The organism is Oxalicibacterium flavum (assembly GCF_014635065.1).
Taxonomy (GTDB): domain Bacteria; phylum Pseudomonadota; class Gammaproteobacteria; order Burkholderiales; family Burkholderiaceae_D; genus Oxalicibacterium; species Oxalicibacterium flavum.
In genome coordinates, this window is record NZ_BMCG01000002.1 from 224,533 (window position 1) to 249,873 (window position 25,341).

Annotated in this window: 24 protein-coding genes and 1 pseudogene; 11 read left to right on the forward strand and 14 right to left on the reverse strand. The window is 65.2% G+C overall.

Annotated elements, in window-relative coordinates:
• Positions 1-34: 34 nt before the first annotated feature.
• Together IEV38_RS04595 and IEV38_RS04600 are read left to right on the forward strand one after the other, a co-directional pair.
• The gene (locus IEV38_RS04595) at positions 35-619 is read left to right on the forward strand and encodes a biliverdin-producing heme oxygenase (protein WP_188395002.1); all 585 of its coding nucleotides are present in this window, start codon (positions 35-37) and stop codon (positions 617-619) included.
• Positions 616-2,820 (forward strand): ATP-binding protein, encoded by a 2,205-nt coding sequence (locus IEV38_RS04600; RefSeq protein ID WP_188395003.1) that lies wholly within the window; start codon positions 616-618, stop codon positions 2,818-2,820. The genes IEV38_RS04595 and IEV38_RS04600 overlap by 4 nt, the downstream gene beginning before the upstream one ends.
• Positions 2,821-2,854: 34 nt before the next feature.
• Here the strand turns inward: IEV38_RS04600 and IEV38_RS04605 are convergent, their stop codons facing one another.
• The gene (locus IEV38_RS04605) at positions 2,855-3,292 is read right to left on the reverse strand and encodes an NUDIX hydrolase (protein WP_188395004.1); all 438 of its coding nucleotides are present in this window, start codon (positions 3,290-3,292) and stop codon (positions 2,855-2,857) included.
• A 431-nt stretch (positions 3,293-3,723) separates the two neighbouring features.
• Here IEV38_RS04605 and IEV38_RS04610 point away from each other — a divergent pair, with 431 nt between their 5' ends.
• Entirely contained in the window at positions 3,724-4,143 is a 420-nt protein-coding gene (locus tag IEV38_RS04610; RefSeq protein ID WP_188395005.1) for a GreA/GreB family elongation factor, read from the forward strand.
• 145 nt (positions 4,144-4,288) lie between these two features.
• Here the strand turns inward: IEV38_RS04610 and IEV38_RS04615 are convergent, their stop codons facing one another.
• On the reverse strand, positions 4,289-5,224 hold the full coding sequence (locus IEV38_RS04615; RefSeq protein WP_188395006.1) for a response regulator: 936 nt from the start codon (positions 5,222-5,224) through the stop codon (positions 4,289-4,291).
• On the reverse strand, positions 5,184-8,555 hold the full coding sequence (locus IEV38_RS04620; RefSeq protein ID WP_188395007.1) for a hybrid sensor histidine kinase/response regulator: 3,372 nt from the start codon (positions 8,553-8,555) through the stop codon (positions 5,184-5,186). The genes IEV38_RS04615 and IEV38_RS04620 overlap by 41 nt, the downstream gene beginning before the upstream one ends.
• A 274-nt stretch (positions 8,556-8,829) precedes the next feature.
• Here IEV38_RS04620 and fmdA point away from each other — a divergent pair, with 274 nt between their 5' ends.
• The 3 genes from fmdA (at position 8,830) to IEV38_RS04635 (ending at position 11,035) form a co-directional block, all read left to right on the forward strand.
• The gene (gene fmdA, locus IEV38_RS04625; protein ID WP_188395008.1) at positions 8,830-10,059 is read left to right on the forward strand and encodes a formamidase; all 1,230 of its coding nucleotides are present in this window, start codon (positions 8,830-8,832) and stop codon (positions 10,057-10,059) included.
• Between the two features lie 10 nt (positions 10,060-10,069).
• Positions 10,070-10,414, forward strand: coding sequence for an FmdB family zinc ribbon protein (locus tag IEV38_RS04630; RefSeq protein WP_188395009.1), 345 nt, complete (start codon positions 10,070-10,072; stop codon positions 10,412-10,414).
• A gap of 108 nt (positions 10,415-10,522) precedes the next feature.
• A complete protein-coding gene (locus tag IEV38_RS04635) occupies positions 10,523-11,035 on the forward strand; it encodes an AmiS/UreI family transporter (RefSeq protein ID WP_188395010.1) in 513 nt (170 codons plus the stop codon).
• Between the two features lie 27 nt (positions 11,036-11,062).
• Here IEV38_RS04635 and IEV38_RS04640 read toward each other — a convergent pair.
• A pseudogene (locus IEV38_RS04640) lies at positions 11,063-11,736 on the reverse strand (MarC family protein).
• A gap of 173 nt (positions 11,737-11,909) precedes the next feature.
• Here IEV38_RS04640 and IEV38_RS04645 point away from each other — a divergent pair.
• On the forward strand, positions 11,910-12,104 hold the full coding sequence (locus IEV38_RS04645) for a hypothetical protein (protein ID WP_188395011.1): 195 nt from the start codon (positions 11,910-11,912) through the stop codon (positions 12,102-12,104).
• On the opposite strand, the gene asd is transcribed toward IEV38_RS04645, so the two are convergent.
• From asd to IEV38_RS04665, 4 genes are all read right to left on the reverse strand, one after another.
• Complete coding sequence (gene asd / locus IEV38_RS04650) at positions 12,101-12,973, reverse strand: archaetidylserine decarboxylase (RefSeq protein WP_371869837.1); 873 nt, start codon at positions 12,971-12,973, stop codon at positions 12,101-12,103. The genes IEV38_RS04645 and asd overlap by 4 nt on opposite strands.
• 46 nt (positions 12,974-13,019) lie before the next feature.
• Positions 13,020-13,241 (reverse strand): hypothetical protein, encoded by a 222-nt coding sequence (locus IEV38_RS04655; RefSeq protein ID WP_188395013.1) that lies wholly within the window; start codon positions 13,239-13,241, stop codon positions 13,020-13,022.
• A gap of 80 nt (positions 13,242-13,321) precedes the next feature.
• Positions 13,322-15,178: an AsmA family protein gene (locus IEV38_RS04660; protein ID WP_229728685.1), complete on the reverse strand. Its 1,857-nt coding sequence runs from the start codon at positions 15,176-15,178 to the stop codon at positions 13,322-13,324.
• A gap of 200 nt (positions 15,179-15,378) precedes the next feature.
• Positions 15,379-16,578, reverse strand: coding sequence for an NAD(P)H-dependent flavin oxidoreductase (locus tag IEV38_RS04665; RefSeq protein ID WP_188395015.1), 1,200 nt, complete (start codon positions 16,576-16,578; stop codon positions 15,379-15,381).
• Between the two features lie 159 nt (positions 16,579-16,737).
• Here IEV38_RS04665 and IEV38_RS04670 point away from each other — a divergent pair, with 159 nt between their 5' ends.
• The 3 genes from IEV38_RS04670 to IEV38_RS04680 all read left to right on the forward strand — a co-directional run bounded on the left by IEV38_RS04670 (position 16,738) and on the right by IEV38_RS04680 (position 18,841).
• Positions 16,738-17,466 (forward strand): VIT1/CCC1 transporter family protein, encoded by a 729-nt coding sequence (locus IEV38_RS04670; RefSeq protein ID WP_188395016.1) that lies wholly within the window; start codon positions 16,738-16,740, stop codon positions 17,464-17,466.
• A gap of 93 nt (positions 17,467-17,559) precedes the next feature.
• The gene (locus IEV38_RS04675) at positions 17,560-18,513 is read left to right on the forward strand and encodes a DnaJ C-terminal domain-containing protein (protein WP_188395017.1); all 954 of its coding nucleotides are present in this window, start codon (positions 17,560-17,562) and stop codon (positions 18,511-18,513) included.
• A 4-nt stretch (positions 18,514-18,517) separates the two neighbouring features.
• The gene (locus IEV38_RS04680; RefSeq protein WP_188395018.1) at positions 18,518-18,841 is read left to right on the forward strand and encodes a chaperone modulator CbpM; all 324 of its coding nucleotides are present in this window, start codon (positions 18,518-18,520) and stop codon (positions 18,839-18,841) included.
• Here the strand turns inward: IEV38_RS04680 and soxR are convergent.
• Complete coding sequence (soxR, locus tag IEV38_RS04685) at positions 18,838-19,305, reverse strand: redox-sensitive transcriptional activator SoxR (protein ID WP_188395019.1); 468 nt, start codon at positions 19,303-19,305, stop codon at positions 18,838-18,840. The genes IEV38_RS04680 and soxR overlap by 4 nt on opposite strands.
• A 68-nt stretch (positions 19,306-19,373) precedes the next feature.
• Between soxR and IEV38_RS04690 the strand changes: the two genes are divergently transcribed.
• A complete protein-coding gene (locus IEV38_RS04690) occupies positions 19,374-19,949 on the forward strand; it encodes an NADPH-dependent FMN reductase (protein WP_188395020.1) in 576 nt (191 codons plus the stop codon).
• 50 nt (positions 19,950-19,999) lie between these two features.
• Here the strand turns inward: IEV38_RS04690 and IEV38_RS04695 are convergent, their stop codons facing one another.
• The 5 genes from IEV38_RS04695 to IEV38_RS04715 are packed head-to-tail and all read right to left on the reverse strand — an operon-like array spanning position 20,000 to position 25,287.
• Complete coding sequence (locus IEV38_RS04695; protein ID WP_188395021.1) at positions 20,000-20,884, reverse strand: efflux RND transporter periplasmic adaptor subunit; 885 nt, start codon at positions 20,882-20,884, stop codon at positions 20,000-20,002.
• A gap of 12 nt (positions 20,885-20,896) precedes the next feature.
• A complete protein-coding gene (locus IEV38_RS04700) occupies positions 20,897-21,094 on the reverse strand; it encodes a DUF1656 domain-containing protein (RefSeq protein ID WP_188395022.1) in 198 nt (65 codons plus the stop codon).
• On the reverse strand, positions 21,084-23,294 hold the full coding sequence (locus tag IEV38_RS04705; RefSeq protein ID WP_188395023.1) for an FUSC family protein: 2,211 nt from the start codon (positions 23,292-23,294) through the stop codon (positions 21,084-21,086). Before IEV38_RS04705 ends, IEV38_RS04700 begins: the two co-directional genes overlap by 11 nt.
• Before the next feature lie 5 nt (positions 23,295-23,299).
• The gene (locus tag IEV38_RS04710; RefSeq protein ID WP_188395024.1) at positions 23,300-23,794 is read right to left on the reverse strand and encodes a MarR family winged helix-turn-helix transcriptional regulator; all 495 of its coding nucleotides are present in this window, start codon (positions 23,792-23,794) and stop codon (positions 23,300-23,302) included.
• Positions 23,791-25,287 carry an efflux transporter outer membrane subunit gene (locus tag IEV38_RS04715; protein ID WP_188395025.1) on the reverse strand — a complete coding sequence of 499 codons (1,497 nt, stop codon included), beginning with the start codon at positions 25,285-25,287 and terminating at the stop codon, positions 23,791-23,793. The genes IEV38_RS04710 and IEV38_RS04715 overlap by 4 nt, the downstream gene beginning before the upstream one ends.
• Positions 25,288-25,341: the final 54 nt, after the last annotated feature.

Genomic DNA, 25,341 nt, shown 5'->3' on the forward strand with positions numbered 1-25,341 from the left:
CTTTTGCCTTGATTCCAGCTTCATTGGAGATTATTTGATCGAACCAGTTTCCGGCCTGACCAGATTGCGACAAGCCACGCAGGATATCCATGCCGACTTCGAGAACCGTCTGAAGATTGCGCAGCCTGACGCCGGCAAACACGACTACCGCGTGTTCATCGAGGCAATGTGGGGCTGGCTGTCTCCCTTCGAAGATGCATTGTGGTCTGCGCAATGGCCTGCGGAGCTGCAGGCACAGGAACGCAATGGCAAACGCGCCTGGCTGCTCAACGATCTGCGCGGTGCCGGCCTCAGCGAGGAACAAATTGCCGCCCTGCCCCTTGCGCCCTGCACCCTGGACCTCGATTCGCCCGCGAGCCGCTTTGGCATCGCCTATGTACTGGAAGGCGCGCAACTCGGTTCGCAGGTCCTGTTGCGGCGCATCGGCAGCGTGCTCGCGCCATGGCCGACGCGCTGGCTGACCGGCTATGGCGAGGCATGCGGCGCGAACTGGCGCCAGTTCATGCAGAGCGTCAATCGGTACCTTGTCGAGGAAGAGGCGGCGCGCGACGCGGCGAATGCGGCACGCGCGACCTTCCTGTCGCTGCAATCGTGGTTCATGCAACGGGGAGCCGCATGATCACGCCCATTTCCTTTACCGGCAGCAGGCAACCCGTCGATCTGACCAACTGCGATCGCGAACCCATCCACATTCCGGGTTCGATCCAGCCGCACGGCGCGTTGCTGGCATTTTCGCGCGACGGCGCACTGGCCGTCCGCAGCGAGAATGCCGACACCATGCTGGGTTCGTTGCCGGCCATGGGCGAAACGCTGGAAGCGTCCCATCTGACGCCAGCGATGCGCGCGGCGATTGCCGATGCACTGGCGGGCGACGGCATTCCCGATGACATGTTGGGCGCCGAGCTGCGCGATGGCCGCTTCGACGTCATCTTCAGCCGCTCCGAAGAACTGGTCCTGGTCGAGTTCGAGAAACTGCAGGATGGCGGCGCCACGCTGGACACTTTTGCCATGGCATCGCAACGCGCGATCGCGCGCATCCAGTGCCAGGCCAGCATCGATGAGCTGCTGCGGGTCGCGGTCGATGAAATCCGCACACTGACCGGCTTTGACCGCGTGATGGCCTACCGCTTTCTGCCCGACGACAGCGGCGAAGTGGTGGCGGAATGGCGCCGCGACGATCTCGAGCCCTTTGTCGGACAACGCTATCCGGCCGGCGATATTCCGGTACAGGCACGCCGCTTGTACATCCTCAATCCGCTGCGCCTGATTGCGGACATCGGCTACCTGCCTGTGCCGCTGGCCCCGCAGGAAAATCCGCTCACGCAGAAACCGCTCGATCTGAGCCGCAGCGTATTGCGCAGCGTCTCGCCGATTCACGTCGAATATCTGACCAATATGGGCGTATCGGCATCGATGAGCATTTCCATCGTCGTCAACGACCGGCTGTGGGGCATGATCGCCTGCCATCACATGTCACCCTATCTGGTGCCGCGCGCGGTGCGCATGTCCTGTCAGTTGCTGGCGCAGATCGTCAGCGTGCTGGTGGAGCGCACGCTGTCGCAGGATCATGCGCGCGCGATTGAGCGCTCTGCCGCAGTGCGCATCCGCATCACGGAACGCACCACGCAGGCCGGCGATCTTCTGCATGCGCTGTCCGAAGACAAGCCCAGTTTTCTCGATCTGGTCGGTTGCCAGGGCGCGGCGGCTTGCATAGACGGCCGCGTCGTCCTGTTCGGCGAGACGCCGGACGAAGGCGCGGTACTCGACTGGATAGACTGGCTGCAGACGAACGACACCGCGGACATCTTCGCCACCGATTCCATCGAGCGCGACGTGCCCGCTCTGGCATCGTCACGCGCCGCAACCGCCGGCCTGCTGGCGGCGCGCTTCCATCGCGAACGCAACGGCTATCTATTCTGGTTTCGCGGCGAGCAGATCGAAAGCGTGCGCTGGGGCGGCAATCCCGAGAAGACCTACACCACCGGTCCGCTCGGCGACCGCCTCACGCCGCGCGGATCGTTCGCGGAGTGGAAGCAGGATGTCGAGGGCAAGAGCCACGCATGGCTGTCGAGCGAGCTGGAGATCGCCACCCAGTTCCGCGGCGATCTGCAGGATATCGCGCTGGCCAGGAGCACGCTGTCGGAACGCGCGCGCGACATGCTGTTCGCCACGCTGGGGCATGATCTCCGGGATCCGCTCCAGGCCATCATGATGGCGGCGCAAATGCTGGAGCGGCAAGGCGCCGCCGATACGAACCTCGCCAATTCGACATTGGGCAAGCGCATCACCAGTTCCAGCGGACGCATGAAGCGGCTGATTTCCGAAGTGCTCGACGTCAGCCGCATCCAGAACGGTCTGGGCCTGGGCATCACGCGCAGCAGCACCGAGATCGGCCCGCTGCTGCACGATCTGGTTCGCGAGGTCACGACCGCCCATCCCGGCCTGCAGGTGCGGCTTGCATGCGACGGCGTGGGTTCGGCCGACATCGATGCGGACCGGATCAGCCAGGTCGTCTCCAATCTGCTCAGCAATGCGCGCCATCATGGCGACAACGCCATGCCGATCACGGTGAGCGCCAGCGCCGATGCGCAAACGGTACGGCTGATGGTCGTCAACCACGGCGCGGCCATCGATCCCGAGCTGCTGCCTTCCCTGTTCGATCCGTTCAAGCCGGCCTCGACGCGCAATCGCGGAAATCCTGGCGGCCTCGGCCTGGGCTTGTACATCGTCAACGAGATCGTCAAGGGACACGACGGCAGCGTCGATGTGCGCTGCGCGGATGGCCTGGTGACATTCGAGGTTATCCTGCCGAAACGCTGATCCTTCGGCGCCAGCCTCCCTGCCTGTTGCGGGCTCAGCGCTCGCGTGCTGCTTCGACCGCCAGCGCCGCCACCGTGTCGACTGCCAGGATCAGTTCGCGTTCGCCGTTGCACAACTCGGCCAGCGGCACCCATTCCGCCTTCGCGGCATCGTCGGCCGCAACCGGTTCGCCGGAAATCCATCGACATGCGATGGCCGGCAGGATGAAATGGTGCGTCAGCGCGCCATCGTCATCGCGATGAAACGAATCGAGCACCGTCAGAACTCCTTCCGCTTCGGCCGTGATCCCCGTTTCCTCGTGCAGTTCGCGCAGGGCCGCCTGTTCGATGGTTTCGCCGAATTCCATCTTCCCGCCGGGAAATCCCCACATGCCCGCATCGGGCGGCGTCTTGCGACAGACGAGCAGGATATGGTCGCCGCGCAGGACGACGGCAATGACGGCGGGAACGGGAGTGCGCGGATCGGTGCTCATGAGTACGGTGGCAATTGCATGGCCGGCCATTGTAACCGCGCTCGCAGCGCATCGCGGCGGGGCACAGGTTGACGGAATCCTGCCAGAGGCTATACTCAAGGCTTTCGTGTCTTCAAAAACCGTATCCGCAATGTTGTCGCTCCGTTTCCTGCCAGCCTGCGCCGGTCCCCTGATGGGACAGGACGACGCACGCCTGCAGGTTTCGCGCGCGGGCCGCATGCCGGCCGTTGCGCCTTTCGCGCACACCCCTTCCAGCACCAAGAGCCTCGCCTGCCTTTCTTTGGCTCGGTGAGCATCTTCGAGGGAAGCACTCTTCCCGCCTGCTCCCGAGCCTTCTCCCCGCCTTGATCGATCGCCGGCTGCCCTGAGCGCCGTTTTCTGAACTTGTCATTTGGCCGACGCATTGTTGCCCGGCCGGGAGTAATACCGCCATGAAGGACCAACGTTACCTGTCGCAGGATGATGCCGCCATCCTCTATCGTCTTGCCGAACACCTGCTGCGCCTGGACGGCGCCGAAAGCGAAGCCGCCGACGAACTCAGCGACATCGTCGCCGGCGCCAGCCGCGTGCCGCCCGGCTCCAAGCGCAAGGACATCGTGCAGCTCGGCACCGTCGTCACGCTGTCGTTCTTTTCCACCGGACAGGAAAGCAGCGTCACGCTCGTGCATCCGTCGGAAGCCAATGCGGCAGCCGGACGCATTTCCGTGCTGACGCCGATCGGACTGGCGATCATCGGCCGCAAGATCAACGCCTGCGTCGAGGTCGATCTGCCGACCGGACGTCAGGAAAAGATCCGCATTGCCGACGTACGTGCGCCCGAGGCGGAAGCCGTGGCAACCGGCACTTCGTGAAACACGAAGTCCTCAAGCGTTCGCGGCAACATGTACAACGCAACAGACGCCGAAGAAAATGGGTGGGCATTGCCGCGCTCATCGCCGCTACCGCAGCGCAAGCCGTGGTGTTCATTCTGGGAGAAGGATGATGACGGCACCGTCTTCAAGGACGGTGCACTGTCTCGTCCAGTTGCAGGCTGGTGGCCATGGCGGCCGCTGCCGAGCGCGTTTCGACGCCCAGCTTCTGGAACACGTGTTCGAGATGCTTGCTGACGGTACGCGGGCTCAGTTGCAGGATGTCGCCGATATCGCGGTTGGTCTTGCCCTTGGCGAGCCAGCACAGCACCTCGGTTTCGCGCGGCGTGAGCGACAGCCGCGCCAGGCCGTCGATATGCACCGGCGCATCGGGCACGGACACCAGCAGCATGATCTCGCCCCTGGCCGATACGGCGAGATGGCGCAGATCGAGGTCATTGCCCTTGCCCGGAATCCGCACGCTTTGCCCCGCTTCTGCGGGTAGCCATGCCGGCGGCAGTTCCCGCGCCGACAGATCGATACCCGCGTCATTCAGCAGGCGCGCCGCGCAGGAAGACTGCCAGATCAGGCGGCGACCATGCCCGAGCACCAGCAGCCCCGCCCCTTCCGCATCGATGACCTGCTCCACCGCGCGCAACGACTGCATGGTGGCAATATGCGTGCGCAGCCGCGCCAGCACCTCGACGGCCTGCACCGGCTTGACCACGTAATCGACACCGCCGGCGGCGAATCCTTCGAGCACATCGGAAGTCTCGCTGAGCCCCGTCATGAAGATCACCGGAATATGCCGCAAGGCCGGGTCCGCCTTCAGGCGCCGGCATGCCTCGAAACCGGACATGCCCGGCATGACCGCATCCATCAGGATCGCGTCCGGCACCACCTTCTGCAGACGCTGCAGGGCTGTCTGCCCATCGTCGGCAACCAGCACCGTGTAGCCCGCGTTTTCGAGCGTCTCGTGGATCATGCCGAGACTGCCGGGCACGTCATCAACCACCAGCACCACGGGGCCGGTGCGCCATGTGTCATTCGTCAGCGTGGACACGTTGGTTCTCCTCCAGTGCATCTTCCAGCGCCGCCAGTTCGAAACGTTCCAGCAGCGATTCCGCCAGCCGGCACGATGCCAGTGCCGACGGCTCTTCTTCCGCGATGCGGCGCAAGGCGCGCTTGAGCCCGCCGACATGGCCGATGCGGCACAGGTGCAGCAGTTCGTGCACGTCGTCTTCCGCAAAGCGCAGCTCACGCAAGGCCACCTCGACTGGCAGCGCTCTCGCTTCTTCCCCATGGTGCCATTCGAGATTCAGTGCCTGTTTCAGCATCTGCAGCAATTCCGATTCGAGCACCGGCTTGGCGATGAAACCCTGGCAGCCGTAGCGGCGCAGCTTGCCGGCGTCGTTGCCGAACACGTCGGCCGACACCATGATGATGGGCGGCGTCGCGCCATGACACTGTCGCAGCAGTGCCGCGGTTTGCCAGCCATCCATGCCGTCCATGCCGATATCGAGCAGGATCGCATCCGGCATGCTCTCGCCCAGCGCGTCGAGGCATTCCTGCCCGCTGGCCGCCTCGCGCACCTCGAATCCGAGCGGCAGCAGCATGCCGGCCAGCATGTGACGCTGCACCGGCTGGTCGTCCACCACCAGCAGCATGCGGCGCGATCCGCGATAGGCCACCGGTTGCGGCGACGAGGCAGGCATCGAGGCATCCGCGCGTTCGAACGGCAGCGTGACGGTGAACGTGCTTCCCTCGCCCTGCGTGCTGGCGACGTCGATGGTGCCGCCCATCAGCCTGACCAGCTTCTTGGTGATCGCCAGCCCCAGGCCCGCGCCCGGCTCGCCGCGCAGCCGGCCGGTCGCGCCGCGTTCAAAAGGCTGGAAGATGCGTTCCCGATCCTGCGCGGCAATGCCGATGCCGGTGTCGGCCACCGTGAAGCGGATCGCTTCCGAGGCAGCCGCCACCCGCAGCGTGACGACGCCGCGGTCCGTGAAGCGCACGGCATTGGTCAGCAGATTGATCAGCACCTGCCGCATGCGCTTGCCGTCGGCGAGAATGTATTCGGGCAGGACATCGCGGCATTCGTAGCGCAGTTGCAGACGCTTGGCCTCGGCCTGCGGCCGTACCATGCTCAGCAGTTCGTCGATGAAGTCGCGCAGGCAGACCGCGCTCGGCTCCAGCCGCAGGCGGTCGGCTTCTATGCGCGCCAGATCGAGCAGTTCGTCAACGAGCCCGAGCAAGTGTTCACCGCTGCGTTGCATGGTCTGGATCGCCGCGCGCGAACCCGCGTCCCCGTGGTGCTGCTTGAGCAGGATCTGGGTATAGCCGAGGATGCTGTTCAGCGGCGAGCGCAGTTCATGCGACATGCCCGCCACATAACGGCTCTTGGCCTGGTTGGCTGCTTCCGCGGCTTCCTTGGCGCGATGCAGCGCCGCATCGGTACGCTGATGCGCCTCGATCTCGTGCAGCAGCAAGGCATTCTGGCGGTTCAGGTCTTCCTGCGCCAGGTGCCGCCCTTCGTTGCCGAGCACGATCCACCAGCCGGCGATCGCCACCAGCACCAGCAGCACGGCGCCGATGCGCAGGAACAGGCTGTCGATCAATGCCCGCCCTTCCGGCGCCAGCGGCACCGATATCTCGTGCATGTAGAGCATGCCGAGCGCAATGCAGCCGACCGCGCACAGGGCCGCGACCACCACCAGATAATTGCCGACGCGGCGGTTGACGAGGTGCGCGACCGAATCCGGCAGCAGCCGCGACAGGCCTTGCTGCAACTGCTCGGCCACGCGCGAATGCTTCTTGCACATGTCGTGGCAGCGCGATTCGAGCGTGCAGCACAGCGAGCAGATGGCCGCACCATAGGCCGGACAGCGCGCCATGTCTTCCGATTCGAAGGCATTGCTGCAGACGCTGCACGACACCAGTTCGCCCGGTGCCGCGACGGGCGTCGGCGACCGTGCCAGATAGAAGCGCCCGCGCGTGCGCCAGGCCAGCAAGGGCGACACCACGCAGGCGGTGCCGAGGGTCAGAAAAGGCGAAAATGCCACCGCGATGGGGCCGCCCATGCCGGAAAAGGCCGTCATGCCGACGATGGAGGCGATCAGCAGCGTTGCCAGTCCGACCGGATTGACGTCGTACAGATGGGCACGCTTGAACTCGATGCCCTTGGGACTCAGGCCGAGCGGCTTGTTGATGACCAGATCGGCGAACAACGCGCCGACCCAGGCCACCGCCACGTTGCTGTAGAGCGCCAGCACGTTCTCGAGCGCGGCGAATACGCCGAGCTGCATCAGCAGCAGCGCCAGCAAGGCATTGAACACCAGCCACACCACGCGCCCCGGATGGCTATGCGTGAGGCGCGCAAAGAAGTTCGACCACGCCAGCGAACCGGCATAGGCGTTGGTCAGGTTGATCTTGACCTGCGACACCAGCACGAACAGCAGCGTCGCCGCGAGTATCCAGGCCGGGCTGTCGAACAGGTAGGAAAAACCGAGCAGGTACATGCGCGTCGGTTCGATCGCCTGCAGCGCCGGCACGCCATGCTCCATCACCAAGAATGCGAGGAAGGCGCCGCCCAGCATCTTCAGCGCGCCGGGCACGATCCAGCCGGGACCGGCCACCACCACCGCAGTCCACCAGCGCCACTTGTTGGCGGCCGTGCGCTCGGGCAGAAAGCGCAGGAAATCGACCTGCTCGCCGATCTGCGCGATCAGCGAGAACGCAACGGTTGCTGCCATGCCGAACATCAACGGATCGAAGCCGCTGCTGTGCGAAGTTGCACCGACCAGTTCGGTGAAGTCGCGATATGCCTGCGGCTGCTTCCACAGGATTGCCGCATAGGGCGCGATCAGCAGCAGGAGCCACAACGGCTGGCTCCACATCTGCAGGCGCGAGATCAGCGTCACGCCGCGCGCCACCAGCGGCACGATGAACAGCGAACAAATGATGTACCAGACGCCGAGCGGCCACGGTATCCACATCTGCAGCGCCACCGCAAGGATCGCGGCCTCGAGCGCGAAGAAGATAATGGTGAAGGTGGCGTAGATCAGCGAACTCAGCGTCGATCCCATGTAGCCGAAGCCGGCGCCGCGCGTCAGCAGGTCCATGTCGATGCCGTAGCGCGCCGCGTAATAGCTGATCGGCAGTCCGGTAATGAAGGTGATGAGCGCGACGATCGCGATCGCCCATACGGCATTGGAAAAACCGTAGCTGATCGCGATGGCGCCGCCGATCGCTTCCAGCGCAAGAAAGGAGGCGGCGCCGAACGCGGTATTGCCGACGCGCCATTCCGACCATTTGCGAAAGCCGAGCGGCGCGTAGCGCAACGCATAGTCCTCCAGCGATTCGTTGGCGACCCAGCGGTTGTATTCGCGGCGAACGCGAAATATTTTTTGTTGCGCCATGGCTTGTCGAGGAGGAGGAACCGGGCCGGGCCGTCGTGCGGAACGGTGCGCTTCGATGTGCTTGCCTGCGAGGAAAAATTAACCGAATTGCCACTGCTTGGCAAGAAAGCGACGCGCCATATACGTCAATTGACGTATGGAACATCCGCCGCGATCGGCACATGATTGTCGCCGGAGCAATCGATGTCGGACTTTCAGCGCACGGCACAGCGCATCCGGAACGCGGATGCCATGCCGGCTCATCATCCACCCGCAACGCGAGGAGACAAGCATCATGGCCGAAACACTCATCAAGGTCGATCTCGACCAACCCGCCACCAGCAACGAGAACGTCCACAACCGCTGGCATCCCGACATTCCGATGGCGACCTGGGTCAAGCCCGGCGACGACTTCATCCTCGAAACCTACGACTGGACCGGCGGCTACATCCAGAACAACGACAGCGCCGACGACGTGCGCGACGTCGATCTGACCACCGTGCACTACCTGAGCGGTCCGGTCGGCGTGGAAACCGCCGAACCCGGCGACCTGCTGGTGGTCGACCTGCTCGACATCGGCGCCAAGGACGAATCGATGTGGGGCTTCAACGGCTTCTTCTCGAAGAAGAACGGCGGCGGCTTCCTGACCGATCACTTTCCCGAGGCGCAGAAGTCGATCTGGGACTTCAAGGGCATGTTCACCTCGTCGCGCCACGTGCCAGGCGTCGAATACGCGGGCCTGATCCATCCGGGACTGATCGGCTGCCTGCCCGACCACAAGCTGCTGGCCGAATGGAACAAGCGCGAGACCGGCCTGATCGCGACCGAACCGAACCGCGTGCCGCCACTGGCCAATCCGCCCTTCGAAAAAACCGCGCACATGGGCAAGCTGCAAGGCGCCGCGCGCGACAAGGCAGCCGCCGAAGGCGCGCGTACCGTGCCGCCGCGCGAACACGGCGGCAACTGCGACATCAAGGACCTGTCGCGCGGTTCGCGCATCTTCTTCCCGGTGTATGTAAAAGGCGCCGGGCTGTCGGTCGGTGACCTGCACTTCAGCCAGGGCGATGGCGAGATCACCTTCTGCGGCGCCATCGAGATGGCCGGCTGGGTGCACATGCGCGTGTCCGTCATCAAGGGCGGCATGGCGACCTACGGCATCAAGAACCCGATCTTCAAGCCGAGCCCGATCACGCCGCACTACAACGACTACCTGATCTTCGAAGGCATCTCGGTGGACGAGCAAGGCAAACAGCACTATCTGGACGTCAACGTCGCCTATCGCCAGGCCTGCCTGAACGCGATCGAGTACCTGAAGAAGTTCGGTTACAGCGGTGCGCAGGCGTATTCGATTCTCGGCACGGCACCGGTGCAGGGTCACATCAGCGGCGTGGTCGATATTCCGAACTCGTGCGCCACGCTGTGGCTGCCGACGCAGATCTTCGACTTCGACATCAATCCGAGCGCGGCCGGCCCGGTGGTGCAGAAGTTCAAGGGCATCGACATGCCGATCTCGCCGGACCGCTAGGAGAGCCATCATGCCTACCTACGACTATGCCTGCGACCAGTGCGGGCCGTTCGAGTCCTTGCGCAGCATGGCACAGCGCGATGCGCCGGCCGTCTGCCCGCAGTGCGGCACGGCATGCGAGCGCGTGCTGATCGGCGCACCGCGACTGGCGGTGATGTCCGACCGGCAGCGCCTTGCCATGAGCACCAACGAACGCGCCTCGCACGAACCCGTGAGTTCCAAGTCCTACGTGCCCAAGGCGCATCCGAGCGGTTGCAGTTGCTGTTCCGGCGGCGCAAAGGCGAAGGCGACAGCGGTGGCGCCCAACGGCAACAAGTCGTTTCCCGCCAAGCGACCGTGGATGATCAGCCACTGATTCGCTGCGGCAGACAGGCTGCTGACGCATGGGGCGCCGCCGGCCTGTCCCCTTTCGCTTCATGACGCCCGGCCTCGCGAATCATCGGACCGGGCACAAGGAGACATCATGCTGCTGGGACTTTCATTGCTGTATGTGGGCGCCGTTCTTTTTCTCAACGGCCTGTGGCTGCTCGATCGCATCGGCGACCGCGAGATCTGGATCATCAACGTCTTCTCGGGTGGACTTACCCTGCTGATTGCGCTGTACATGGCATTCAACGGCAATGCCGATGCCGCCTCGATCAAGGGCGCCGCCCTCACCCTGCTGTTCACCTTTACCTATTTCTGGGTGGCATTCAATCGCTTCAACGGTGCCGACGGCCGCGGCCTGGGCTGGTTCAGTCTGTTCGTGGCGATTACCGTGGTGCCGGTCGCGTTCGACACCTTGCGGCATGCGGGCAGTACCTGGGACGTCTGGTTCGGCCTGTCGTGGGCGGCATGGGCGGTGCTGTGGTTCATGTTCTTCCTGCTGCTGGCCATGCAGCGCAACATCGCGCGCCTGACCGGCGTGGTCACCGTGGTGATCGGTATCGCCACCGGCTGGCTACCCGGCTATCTACTGCTCGACGGCGTGCTGTAGGCGGATGCGATCGGCTGCAACTCGCCGTCAGGCCAGCCCTGCCTCGAGCAGCAGGTCCAGCACGCCGTGCCACAGGATTTCGATGCCGATGCACAGCAGGATGAAGGCCGACAGGCGCAGCACCACCATCGTGCCGAGCCGGCCCAGCAGACGGATCATGCCGTTGGCATAGCGGTAGCAAAGGAAGATCACGAGCGCCGTCAGTGCCGCGCCGACCGCCGCGCTGCCGAGCGAGATCACCTGGTCGAGCAGACGGTTCGGCGCGTTGGCACCGAGCGTGATGGAAGCGGCGATCGAACCCGGACCGACCGTCAGCGGAAGCTGATCGGATAGAAGCTGCGCACCTTGAATTCCTCGTCCGACCAGACTTCGGTCTGGTTCGTCGCGACCTGCGTGCGGATCGCGTCCTGGCTGTTGTCGTGCAACAGCCGCCAGGCAGTCGCCATGACGAGTATGCCGCCGCCGATACGCACTATGGGCAGCGAGATGCCGAAGAACATCAGCACGTGCGAGCCGATGAACATTGCCCCCAGCAGCATGAAGAAGCAGTTGAGTGCGACCTGCCGCGCCAGTTTCTTTTCCGCATCGCGGCCGAGATTGCCGAGCAGGCTCGCGAACACCGGCGCATTGCCGAAGGGATTGAGGATCGGCAGCAAGGTGATGGGCACCAGAATGGCGGCCTTGAGGAACAGGATCAGCATGAGCCGGAGGACCGATGAAGGAACATGCGCGCCATTATCGGTTGGCGGCATGCGGCACGGCAAGCCGGAAAACGCTTGCGTGAAGGAAAGAGCGAAACGGCAGGAAACGCAGGCCGAATCTTTGCGCCGGCGCCGGGTCCAATCCGCATGTTCATCTTTTCAGGAGCGCCATCATGCCCGACAAACACATGATCCAGGAAGACGATATCGGCAGCGGCGAACGCAGTCCGGGTGCGGCGGATACGGAAAAGGAAATCCGCAAGGTCGGCAAGCGTGCCGACCATCCCGATCGCGAGCAGCAGAAGCAGGAAGAAAAGGACAAGGGGCTGGTCGATGAAGATCATCCCTTCCCCTCCAAGGGCAACTAGCTGGAAGAAGTTGCCGACGGCGACGGCGCCAGATTCGCCATCGCCTCGCCCAGCCGTACCGCGCCGGTCGGCTGCCAGGCCGGTGCGAAGGCCAGCGTGTCCTTGCGGAACAGCATGACGACGGTGGAGCCGAGCAGGAAGCGCCCCATTTCCTCCCCCTTCTTCAGCACCAGATGCTGCTTGTCGTAGCGCCATTCGCGCAGCCGGCCGGTGCGCGGCGGATTGATCACGCCGTGCCAGATCGTCTGCATGCTGCCGACGATGGTGGCGCCGACCAGCACCATCACGAACGGTCCCTGCGCCCCCTCGAACACGCAGACCACGCGCTCGTTGCGCGCAAACAGGTTGGGCACGCCGCGCGCGGTGGTCGGATTGACCGAGAACAGCGCGCCCGGCACGTAAATCATGCGCATCAGGCGACCGTCGCACGGCATGTGCACGCGGTGATAATCGCGCGGACTCAGGTACAGCGTGGCAAAGCTGCCGTGGCGAAACTGCTCCGCCAGCTCACGGTCGCCGCCGACCAGCGCCTCGGTCAGATAATTGTGGCCCTTGGCCTGGAAGATCTGGTCGTCCTCGATGCGTCCGAACTGGCTGATCGCGCCATCGACCGGGCTGACGAAATCCGCCGATGCCAGCGGACGTGCGCCCGGCCGCAGCGCGCGCGTGAAGAATTCGTTGAAGGTCGCATAGCTGCCGATATCGGGATTGGCCGCTTCCGCCATGTTGACCTTGTACTTGCCGATGAACCAGCGGATCAGGCCGGTCGTGATGCGGCCCGCGCGCGCGCCGGCAACCAGGCCGGCAAACGCGGTCAGTGCCTTCTTCGGCAGAAAATACTGGGGAATGACTGGCAATCGGGTGAACACGATAAGGGCCGGCTCCATGAAAGGTGAGAAAAAACAGCGGCAACGCTTACGTCGATACCCTGATGACGGTGATGCGGTCGATAAAGAACTCGCCGTTGACAACCCGGCGATGCGGCACGTCCGCCAGTTCGAAGCCGCGCCCTTCGTCCTCCAGCCAGAGCTTGACCAGCGTGTCGAACTCTTCGACACCTACCCGCAGCATCTGCGCCGTAATCACGAAACGGGCACCGTCCTCGTACTTGCCGACGATGTCTTGCAACCTTGCCATGCACCATCCTTTTGCAAATTCAGCATCATAGCGGGAGTTTGCCGCGAATTCCATCCCGCCTTGCATGCGCGTGCCGCTCATCACGGCCGCGGCTTGTGCGCGAACACCTGCTGGCACGGGTCCGATCCGGGGTTCGCGCCATCCCAGATCGAGGTCGCCACGATGCTGATACCGCCGGTCACGATGGCCGCGCCGATACGCGCCAGCGCTTCCGGCGCGCCCGCCTCGTCCATGTTCATCTGCGGCCGCGTCACCTTGCCGGCAATTCGCACCTCGCTGGCAAAGGTCGAAATGCCGAGGCTGATGCCGGCGCGCGCCCTGACGCGGCCGCGCAGGTCGAGCGTCTGCGTGCGCATGTCGACTGCGCCGCTGGTCAGCAACTGGCTCGCATCGCTGCGCGCGCCGACGATGCCTTCGCCCTTGGCCAAGCCGTTTCTGAACGGCAACCTGGCCGACAGACAGGCCATGTCGATGTATTTGGAATCCCGCGCCGAGAACAGACCGTTGAGCCAGTATTCGGCCTGTCCCGCCGATTCGGAATGAATGCGCGCTTCGGCAATGCGAAGATCGAGCGGACCATCGATGTTGGCCGCCAGCTGCTTCATGCTCTCGCCCTGCGTTTGCACACGCAGGGTCGCCTGCATGCGACCGCCCTCGATGCGCGATTTCTTGCCGGTTTCGGCAAACCACTGGCCGAGCAGCGTCTGGTCGAGCTGCAGGTTCAGCGACACCGCGCGATTGCGCGCCGTGAATATGGCATCGCCCCGCGCGCTTCCGCCCAGCAGTTTGCCGCCGAACGAAGTCACCGTCATGCGATCGTCACGCGTATCGGCCTGCGCCACTGCCTCGCGCACCTCGATGCCGTTGCGCAGGCGCAGCGCGTCGATGCGTGCCGCAATCGTGCCATCCATGCCCTGCAGGGCGCTCAGCAGCGGCCACGGCAAGGGGCGGTCGCGGAACAGTTCGCCCTCGGGCTTGGGCGGCAGCGGTGGCCGGCCGGCGTCGAGGAAGGTCTGCACCATATCGACCCGGTCTGCCTTGAGGTCGGCGCGGAATGAAGGACGCGATGCGCTGCGGTCGAATTGCAGCGCGCCCGCCAGGTTCAACTTGCCCATCTGCAGCTTCAGATCGCTGACATAGAGTTTGCGCCCCGCGCCCTGCACCTGCAGATCGAGCTTGATGGGCACCGGCGGCTTAAGGTCAATGGCGAGAAAGCGATACGCTTCTTCCAGCGAAGGGGCATCGATCGCCGCCGAAAAGGCATAGCTTTGCGGTTCCAGCGAAATCGGCAGCGTGCCCTTGATCAGCGCGGTCGATCGGCCGCTCTTGACGAACACCATGCCGCCGCTGCTGGCACCGGGTCTGCCAAACGCCGCCAGATCCTGCAGCTCGCCCTTGATCAGCAAGGCCTGCTCGTTGCGGCTGAGGGTGGTCTCGAACTCGATGTTGCGCAAACGCCCCGCGCTTTCGGCCTCGAACCTGTCGATATGCAGCGCAAACGGCTCGTCGTGCGGACGGCGTATGGTCAGCAGACCATCCTGCACGCGCAGATCGCTCAGATCGATGTCGGAAGTCTGCAGTGAACGGCCGCGCGGCATATCCCAGCTGCGCCGTCCATCCTCCGCAACCTCCAGATTCGCGCGCAGGCCTTCGAAGTGCAGGCTTTCAAGCACGAAACTGCCGCGCAGCAGCGGCAGCAAGGCGAAGCGCGCCTTGACGCCATCGGCTTCCAGCAAATGCGCATCCTGCGTCCACGCCGGATTGCCGACGCGCACATCGCGCGCTTCAAGATGCGGATAGGGAAACAGGGCCATCGACAGGTCGCCGATCGCCAGTTCGCGGTTCCAGGTCTGTGCCACCTTGTCGCGTGCAAACTGCTTCAGACGGTCACCATCGGCCAGCCGGTACAGGAACAGCGCGGCAAGCGCCAGCAGCATGCACACTGCCGCCGTAACGCCCCATCTCCATGTCCGCCATCCTCGCATCGCTCATCCTCGCCTGTTACCGCCGCTGTGCAGGCGGTTTTCTCGGTGGACAGCGAGGATAGACCAGTTGACGCGCGCCGTCACCCGGTCAATCACGCAACCTGCGGTAGGAATGCGATGACAAGGCGCGGTTCGGAAGGAAGGATGATGGCTCAGGCCGGCTGCATGCCGGCTGCGGACAAGGCCTGCGACGCAGCCGGACGCACGCCGTTGAGCAGATAGTCGATGAGTTCGCGCACCGGGCGGATCGCATTGCCGAACGGCAGCGGTTCGGAGCCGCGGAAGAACAGGCCGCGCCCGACGTCGCCCTGCAGCGCGAACGCCAGCTGCGTGTCGATGCAGAACTGGCCGGCCTTGGCAATGCCGTCGCGCAGGCCGCATTGATGCAGGCAGTCGAAGCCGACCGTGCAGGCCTTGGGACCGGCCTTGTCCTGCAGTTTCTTTTCCTTTTCGAGATAGCGGATCAGCCATGGTGTGCGCACCGCGCGCGCCGGCAGACCGGCGCAGCTCATGAAGGTGACGATATCCTCGGGCTGGGCGCCGGCGAGGATGCGCTTGAAGTTCTCGTGCGCATCGCCTTCGGTCGTCACCGCGAACGAGGTCCCGAGCTGTACCGCACTGGCGCCCAGCGCCAATAGTTCGCGCACCTGTTCATGCGAATGGATGCCGCCGGCCACAATCAGCGGGATGCGGTCGCGCGCGATGCCGAGCTGGTCGAACAACGCCAGCGTGCCCTCGATCACGACAGAGAACGCGAAGTGCGGATCGTTGATGCTGTCCAGGCTGGCCGCGCCCAGATGGCCGGCCGCGAACTGCGGATTCTCGATCACGATGGCGTCCGGCAGGCGGTCGCGCCGCATCCATTTCTTCAGGATCAGGCCGATGCCGCGCACGTCGGACAGGATCGGAATCAGCGCCACGTCCGGATAATCGGCCGCCAGTTCCGGCAGGTCCATCGGCAGTCCGGCGCCGACCACGATGGCGTCGGCGCCGCTTTCGCAGGCCTGCTTCACGTACGGCGCATATTCCGCCACCGCACGCATGATGTTGACCGCGACCATGCCGCTTCCTTCCGACAGCGCACGCGCGGCGCGAATCTCCCGGTCCAGCGCCTCGAGGTTGGCGGCGTTGATGACCGCCTTCATGTCGTCCTTGCGCGCCTTGCCGGTGCGCGCCATCAGGTCCGGATGATGGCGCCGCAGATCGACGCTCGAGATCGTGCCCATCGCGCCCAGCCGCGCCACGTTGCCGGCCAGGCGGTGCGCCGAAACGCCCACGCCCATGCCGCCCTGTACGACGGGCAGCAGCGATTTTCCCTTGATGCGGAGCGGCGGAAAGACGGTGTCGAGCATGATGTTCCTCTGGAATTCTGGATGGCCACACTCTAGCAAGCGGGTGCCGGCGACTATTGACATGGATCAAATCCGCACCGTTTCCCGGCCACGCTTTTCGCCGTTCGTCCCGCCATTCTTTTCATGCCGGCCGGCTTGCCGAAGTGATACATTGCCTGCATGAATCCCCTCATCCCGCACATCACACCCGTCACCGCCCCACCCCATTCCGAATCCCACGTCGGCAACCGCATCGGCTGGCTGCGCGCCGCCGTGCTCGGCGCCAACGACGGCATCATTTCCACCGCCTGCCTGCTGCTCGGCGTGGCCGCATCCGGTGCGAGCGCAACGCAGATGCTGACCGCCGGCATCGCGGCGCTGGCGGCGGGCGCAATGTCGATGGCGGTCGGCGAATACGTCTCCGTCAGTTCGCAGGCCGATGCCGAGCGTGCCGAACTCGACCTCGAGCGCCGCGAGATCGCCGCCCGGCCCGAGGCCGAACACCGCGAGCTGGCCGCCATCTACGTCTCGCGCGGACTGGAACCGGCGCTGGCCGAACAGGTCGCCACGCAGCTGATGGCCAAGGATGCGCTCGACGCCCATGCGCGCGAGGAACTCGGCCTCAATGCCATCACCGCGGCGCGGCCGACGCAGGCGGCGCTGGCTTCCGCGCTGGCGTTTTCGTCGGGTTCGGCACTGCCGCTGCTGATCGCCATCACCAGTCCGGCCGGCGCGACGATCCCGGTGCTGGCGGTGGTGTCGCTGCTGTCGCTGGTACTGCTCGGCGCCCTGGCGGCGCGCGCCGGCAATGCGCCCATGCTGCGTGCCGCCGTGCGCGTCGGCAGCCTCGGCGCGCTCGCCATGGTCATCACCAGCGGCATCGGCTGGCTGGTCGGCGTGTCGGTGTGAACCGCGATCCGAATCGTCGAGTCGAACCTTGAACGACAGCCGGGGCGCCACCATCTGCAAGGAAATATTTCCCCGCGAACAGGGAGCCAAGCAATGAAATTCAAGGATTACTACGAGATACTCGGCGTCAAGCGCGATGCGTCGCAGGACGAGATTCGCAGCGCCTATCGCAAGCTGGCGCGCAAGTACCATCCGGACGTCAGCAAGGAAGCCGATGCCGAGGCGCGCTTCAAGGAAATGGGCGAAGCCTACAAGGTCCTCAAGGACCCGGAATCGCGCGCCTCCTACGACCGGCTCGGCGCCAACTGGCAGAACGGCCAGGACTTCCAGCCGCCGCCGGGCGACGGCGGGTTCGACTTCCGCAGCGCCGGCTTCGGCGGCAATGGTGGGGGTGGCGGATTCGAAGGCATGGACTTCGGCGACTTCTTCGAACAGATGTTCGCGCAGCAGGCCGGGCGCGGCCCGCGCCGCACCATGCAGATGCCGGGCGAGGACATCCACGCCAAGATCCAGATCGATCTGGAGGACGCCTATCGCGGCGCGCAGCGTTCGATCTCGCTGCGCCTGCCGGAAACCGACGAACACGGCCGCACCTTGCACCGCGAACGCACGCTCAGCGTGACGATTCCCAAGGGTATCCGTGCCGGCCAGAACCTGCGCCTGGCCGGCCAGGGCGGCGCCGGCTTCAACGGCGGCAAGGCCGGCGACCTCTATCTCGAGATCGCCTTCAAGCCGCATGCGCACTACCGCATCGACGGCCGCGACGTCTATGCGGACCTGCCGCTGGCGCCGTGGGAAGCGGCGCTCGGCGCGACGGTGGCGGCCGATACACCCGAAGGCAAGGTCGAACTGACGATCCCGCCCAATTCCGTGGCCGGTCGCAAGCTGCGGCTCAAGGGCAAGGGTATTCCGGGCAAGGAAGCCGGCGACCTGTACGTGGTGCTCGGCATCGCGCTGCCGCCGGCCGACAGCGAGGCGTCGCGCCAGGCCTATCAGGCGTTCCGCGAGGCCTTCGATTTCAATCCCCGCACTGATTCCTCGAGGTGACACGATGAACAAGACCGTCATTCGCCATGTACAGGCGCAAGTCATCGACGAAGACATGATGCTGACGCTTGCCGACCTCTGCCAGAGCTGCGGCGCGCCGCGCACCACCATCGAAACCTGGGTCGTGGAAGGCGTGCTGGTGCCGACCGGCAAGCAGCCGCGCGACTGGCGCTTCAGCGGCAACATGCTGCGGCGCGCACGCCTGGCGCGGCAGATGGCCGAGGACATGGAAGTCAATGCCTCCGGCATCGCGCTGGCGCTCGACCTGCTCGAACAGATCGACGCCCTGCGCGCGCAACTGGCGCGCACCGGACGCCACCAGCTCTAATCCTCGCCCTGCTCCAGCAGGCGCGGTCCGCTGCCCTGCAGTCCGAGTTCGTCCTGCGGATTGCGCAGACGGCAGTGGTCGATCGACAGGCAGCCGCAACCGATGCAGTCGTCGAGATGATCGCGCAACAGCGTGAGCCGCGCGATGCGTGCATCCAGTTCCTTCTTCCACCTGGCCGACAGCCGCGTCCAGTCGCGCATGCTCGGCGCACGGCCCTGCGGCAGCGTTGCCAGGGCGGCGCCGATATCGGCCAGCGGAATGCCGATGCGCTGGGCGACCTTGATCAGCGACACGCGCCGCAGCACGTCGCGCGCATAACGCCGCTGGTTACCCGCATTGCGGCGGCTCGCGATCAATCCCTTGGCCTCGTAGAAATGGATTGCCGACACCGCCAGGCCGCTGCGCCTGGCGACCTCGCCCACGGTCAGTTCCTGCCTGGGCTCCTCGTCTTCCTCGTTTGCCATGTCGGCCCTTGACCTCAAGTAAAGTTGAGGTTTTACACTCCTTTGCACCGAACCACAAGGGAGCATGCATGACCGACCTGAACATCGCCCTGATCTACGGCAGCACGCGGGAAGGACGATTCTGCGACACCGTCGCGCGCTGGAGCGCGGCGCAACTTCTGCGGCACCAAGGCATCCGGCTCGACATCGTCGATCCGGCGAAGATCGAACTGCCGATGCGGCTGGAACGGCAATGCAGTCCGGCACTGACCACGCTGAAGACGCGCATAGGTGCGGCCGATGCCTACGTAATCGTCACGCCGGAGTACAACCACGGCTATCCGGCGATCCTCAAGCACCTGATCGATTCCGTCTATGGCGAATGGCAGGCCAAGCCGGTCGGCTTCGTCTCGTATGGCGGCTTGCATGGCGGCACGCATGCGGTCGAACAGTTGCGGCAGGTCTTTGCCGAGGTGCATTCGGTGACCATGCGCAACACGGTCTCGTTCACCGAAGCGTGGAAGCAGTTCGACCGCGACGGCCGCCTGCTCGAACCGAACCTGGCCGAGCAGTCGATGCGCATGATGAGCGCGCAGCTACGATGGTGGGCCGAGGCGCTACGGCAGGCGCGCCGGCAGCAGCCCTATGCCGAAATCGCGACCTGATGGTGTGAGCGGGACGCCAGGAACTGGATGATGCGCCCCGATCCGAAGGATCAGCCGGCGGTGTGCCGCGCACTTCCCTGCAGAACGGTCACGGTACAGGTCGTGCCGGCGATCAGCTTCTGCGCCGCTTCCGGATCGTCGAGCCGCACGCGTACCGGGATGCGCTGCGCGAGGCGCACCCAGTTGAAGGTCGGATTGACGTCGGCCAGCAGTTCCCTGCCGGTTGCCGCATCGCGATCGGTGATCCCGCGCGAGATGCTGTCGATATGGCCGTGCAACACCTGCTCGCCGCTCATCAGGCGAATCTCCACCGCGTCGCCCACGGCCAGGTACGGCAGCTTGGTTTCCTCGAAATAGCCGCTGACATAGAACGAATGACTGTCGATCAGCGCCAGCTGCGGCGTGCCGCCATTGGCGAAATCGCCCGCGTGCACGTGCAGATTGGTCACGTAGCCGTCCACCGGTGCGCGGATCTCGGTACGCGCCAGGTTCAGCTGCGCGGTATCGCGCGTGGCGAGCGCGGCCAGGTAGCGCGCATGCGCGACCGCAGCGGCCGACACGGCTGCTTCGCGGTTTTCGTCGGTGACGATGGCCGCATCCAGTCCCTTGCGGCGCGCCGCTTCCCTGCTGCGCATCGCCTTCTCGGCCTGCTGTGCCGCCAGGCCCGCCTCGGCCTCGGCCAATGCATGCGCATAGCGGTCGCGGTCGATGCTGAACAGCACGTCGCCCTTGTGCACGAACTGGTTGTCATGCACGGCGACCTGCGTCACCACGCCCGAGACGTCGGGTGCGATGTGGATGATGTCGGCCTTGACGCGACCGTCGCGCGTCCACGGCGACGTCATGTTGTCGTCCCACAGGAACTTGCCGAACACGAAGGCGGCGAGCAGCAATACGGCGGTAATCAGATAGCGGATGGAAACGGAAGCACGCATGGCAACCTCGAATCAGTAAAGGAGCAGCGCCATGGCGCCGAAGATGCAGACCAGCAGGCACAGGCGGAACAGCGCGCGATGCCAGACGTGGCGATAGACGCCGAAGTGGCCGCACAGCAGATCGACGCCCAGATGCACGATCAGGCTCAGCACGAACACCGGCAACAGGGACGGCAGCAGGATGCCGAAGACGGCGATTTCACGCGGCATGATCGGCCTCCTTCTGCGCCTCTTCGGGCACCAGCGCCCGGTCGAGCAGGGAACTGTAGATCAGATGCAGATCGGTCAGCGCGCGTTGCAGCATGTCGGCCGTCTCGCCGCCCTGCTCCATCGCCAACTGCGCGCGGATCGCCTGCCCGGCCTGCCGTACCGCGACCAGGGCCTGCGCATGGGCCTGCGGCTGGCGGGAGCGAAAATAGACGGCCAGCGCGGCTATGCAGGCATGCTGCGCGAGCCGGGCTGCATGGCCGGCCGGCAGACGATTGGCCAGTTCGCGCAGGTCGAGAATGGCGTGGCCGATCTCGAGCAGCGTGATCGCCTGGTTCAGGGTCTGCCGCGTGGCGGCGTTCGCCGTGCCGCGCATGCCCATGTTCAACTGGTTCAGCAGGTCGCGCATGCGGCTTTCGAAGCGATGCCGCAGCGAAGGACGATGGCTGATGCACAGCTGCCAGGCTTCGTCCCACAGCGCGGCCGCGATATGGCGCTGCGATCCCTGCCGGTGCGCGGGCAGGATCAGCACGAACATCAGCGCCGCCAGCACCAGCCCGAGCACCTGGGCCATGCTGTCGTTGAGAAAGCTCGTCACGTCGAAGCGCATCATGTTTTCGGGGGCGACCATCTGCGCGAACATCAGGTTGAAGCCGATGCCGATGCCCGCCACCTTGCGCCAGGTGCTCAGATAGCTGCCGGCCAGCAGGAACGGCAGCATCGCCAGCACCAGCATGCCGTAGCCCTCGACGTGGTTGAGCATGAAGAAGGCACAGAGGAAGGCGAACGGCACGGCCAGCGCAAAGCCCAGCGTGGTCTGCCGGATCAGCGCGTCCGGGTCGGCGGAAGACGCGGCCAGCCCGCAGAAGATCACCGTCATGATGACGGCGCCGCCGGCGCTCGGCCAGTTCAGTCCGTACCACGCCAGTGCCAGCAGCAACAGCGCGGCGGCGCTGCGCAGGCCGGCGGCCACCGCGATCATCGGCGGCGTGCTCGGGCTGTAGGACAGGATCTTTCTCTGCGTGCCGGCCGGAACCAGCGTCAGGCGCCCGGCCAGTGCGTGGTAGTCGCCGACCAGTGCCAGCAGCTCGTCATGCAGGCGCCGGAACAATTCCAGCGCAGTATCCATGGCCAGTCGCTGCTCGGCGTTCGCGGCCTGCTCTTTGAATTCGTTCCTGAATCCGGCGCTGAATTCGCTACGTACTGCCGCAAGCCGCTGCGGCAGGCTCAGCGACAAGGCGGCCAGACGCTCACGCGTGACGCCGGCCTCGCGCGCGCTGCGCGCCGGCGCGTCCTCGACCAGCAATGCCTGCGACAAGTCGGCGAACAGTGGCTGGAGGTGTTGCGGCACCAGCGTCTCGTTCTGCGCGCGCAGGCGCTGCATCAGCCGATGCAGCGTGTGGAAAGTGGTCAGCGCCACCATCAGCGAGGCGTTGAACGCATGCAGCTGGCGGCTGCGCATACGGATGTCGCCCGCCTCGAACCACGAGGCGGCGCGGCCGGCTTCGAGCGCGGCCACCTCGGCGGCGAACTGCAAATGCAGGCGTTCCATCGCCGCATCGTCGAGCCGCCCCAGCAAGGCATCGTGAAACAGCTGCGTCGCATTGCGGTACAGACCGCGCACCGACTGCACGAGCTGGTCGCTCTGGTGCTTCGGAAACAGCGCATCGTTGACGAAGGCCGCGCACAGGATGCCGAGCGCGATTTCGGTGAAGCGCGCCACCGCCAGTTCGAACACGTTCAATGGTGCGGCGATCGCCGGCAAGGCGATCATGCACACGGTATAGCCGGCCAGCACGAAGCCGTAGGAGCGCGCATTGCGCATCATCGCCGAACCATAGGTGCACAGGCCGACCCACAGCGCGACCGCGATGAACAACAGCAGCGGCTGCTGCGGAAACAGGCCGACGATCGCGAGCGCCGCACCGCAACCGACCAGCGTGCCGAACAGCCGATAGATGCCCTTCTCGAGCGCCATGCCGCTGCTGGGCAGCGCCACGATGAAGACCGTCATCATCGCGCTGCGCGGCGAATCGAAGCCGAGGCGGAACGCGATCCACAAGGCGAGGAAGGCCGCGGTCAGCGTCTTGAGGATGAAAATCCAGCGCTGCCCTTCGCTGCCGATCCAGTCCTGCAGCGCACGGCGCGCGTGGCGCTGCCACGGTGCACGCGTGCGGGAACGGGACGAAGAAACGGCGCGCATGGCGATCAGTCCCGTTCGATGTTCTGCAACTGCTGGCGCAGCATGGCTTCCTGCTGTTCGAGGTCGCCATCGGGAATGCCGTCGTAGGTGCGATGCAGGATCGCCCAGTATTCGGGCGCGACCTGCTCGACGCGCCTGCGGCCGGCGGCGGTCAGCGAGATGACCACGCTGCGGCGGTCCTCGACGCTGAAACGGCGCTTGATGAAGCCCTGCCTTTCCAGGTCGTCGCAAATGCGCGTGAGGTTGGCGGGCTTTTCGGAACAGGCTTCGCTCAATTCGGAAGCGCGCTGAGTTTCGTTGTCCGAGCCGTAGAGCACCATCAGCGCGGTGTAGCCGACGGTGGTCAGGCCGTGCGCCTTCATCGCCGCATTCAGCAGGTCCTGGGTCCGCTTCTGCAGGTGATAGGAAAGCCGGTTCAGCGTCACGAGCCGGCTTGGATAATCGGGCATGCGTTCGACGCATCGGCTGATGCGGCGATCGGTGCTGTCAAAGGATGTCATGGTGTCTGTACCTTGCCGAGGAGAATGGATTGATCGGAAGAACGCGCCTGCTTATCGAGCGCCGCCACGTCGGCTGACGGCAGGCCGCCGCCCAGCGCCAGCATCAGTTCGGCGTGGCTTTCCAGCCGGTGCGCGAGCAGCCGCGCCTGATCCTGCTGGCGCGACAGCAGGTTGACCTCGCTGTCGATCAGAATCAGGTAGTCGGTCATGCCGGCCTTCACGCCCTGCTGCGCAAGTGCACGGGCACGCGTGGCAGTGGCCAGCGCCCGTTCGTTCAGGTGCAACTGCTGCTCGACCGAACGCGCCACGGCCAGCCGGCTGGCGACGCTTTCGAGCGCATACACCAGCGTGCCGTTGTAGCGCTCGACCGCCGCATCGTAGGCCGCGGTGCGCGCGCCGAGCTTGCTGCGCAAGGCGCCGCCGTCGAAGATCGGCAGCGAGATCGCCGGGCCCAGCCCGCGCACCGACGATTCGCCGCTCAGGAACTTGGTGAATCCGATCGACTGGAAGCCGATGAAGGCCATCAGGTTGATGTCCGGATAGAAGGCGGCGCGCGCGGCGTCGATTTCCTTCGCTGCCGCTTCCACGCTCCAGCGGCTGGCCGTCACATCGGGACGACGCCCGATCAGGTCGGCCGGCAGGCGTGCGGGCAGCGCCAGCGCGTCGGCATCGTCCAGTCGCATTGCCGGCCGCGCGATCGATTCGCCGCTGCCCGGCCCCTTGCCGGCCAGCGCGGCAAGCTGGTTGCGCAGGATCGCAATGCGTTCTTCATGTGCCTCGATTTCCAGTTGCAACGCCGGCAGCGTGGCATCGAGCTGCGTCGCCTCGACCTCGCTGGCAAGGCCGGCTGCAAGGCGCTTCTGCATGATCTGCACCGCCTGTCGGCGATGCGCGAGACGGTCGTTCGCCAGATCCTTGAGTGCATGTTCGAGCGACAGTGCGATGTAGCTGCGCACCACGGCCTGTTCCAGCGTCAGGCGCGCAAGCTGCGCCTCGGCATCGGCCACTTTCTTCTCGGCCAGCATGGCGGCCAGCGTGCTGCGCTGGCGTCCCCACAGGTCGAGGTCGTAGCCGGCCTCGAGCGCGACGCGGTTGTACCACGCATAGTTGCCGGCCTCGGGCGCCGGGATGAAGTCGTGTTCGGAAAACAGTTCGCGCTGCAGCGACATGCCGGCTTCGACGTGCGGCCGGGTGGCCGCCTGCCCCACGCCAGCCATCGCCTCGGCCTGGCGCGCCCGCGCCGCGGCTTCGCGCAACCCCGGATTGTCGCGCAGCGCGGTCTCGATCAGGCGATCGAGCTGCGGATCGCGATAGACCTGCCACCATTGCTCGGACGGCCATGCGCCGTGCGCATCGTCCGCCGCGATCGCGCTGCCGGCTTGCAGGGCGTTGGCGTCGAGCTGCGCCGACTGCGGGCGCGCGCTGCCCATATCGGCACAGCCACTCAGGGCGGCAACGATGCAAACCAGCAAGGGCAGGACGATGGGTTTCATGACGGCAAAATCTGCGGATACGATGCCATTTATTTTACTTAGATATATTTCATT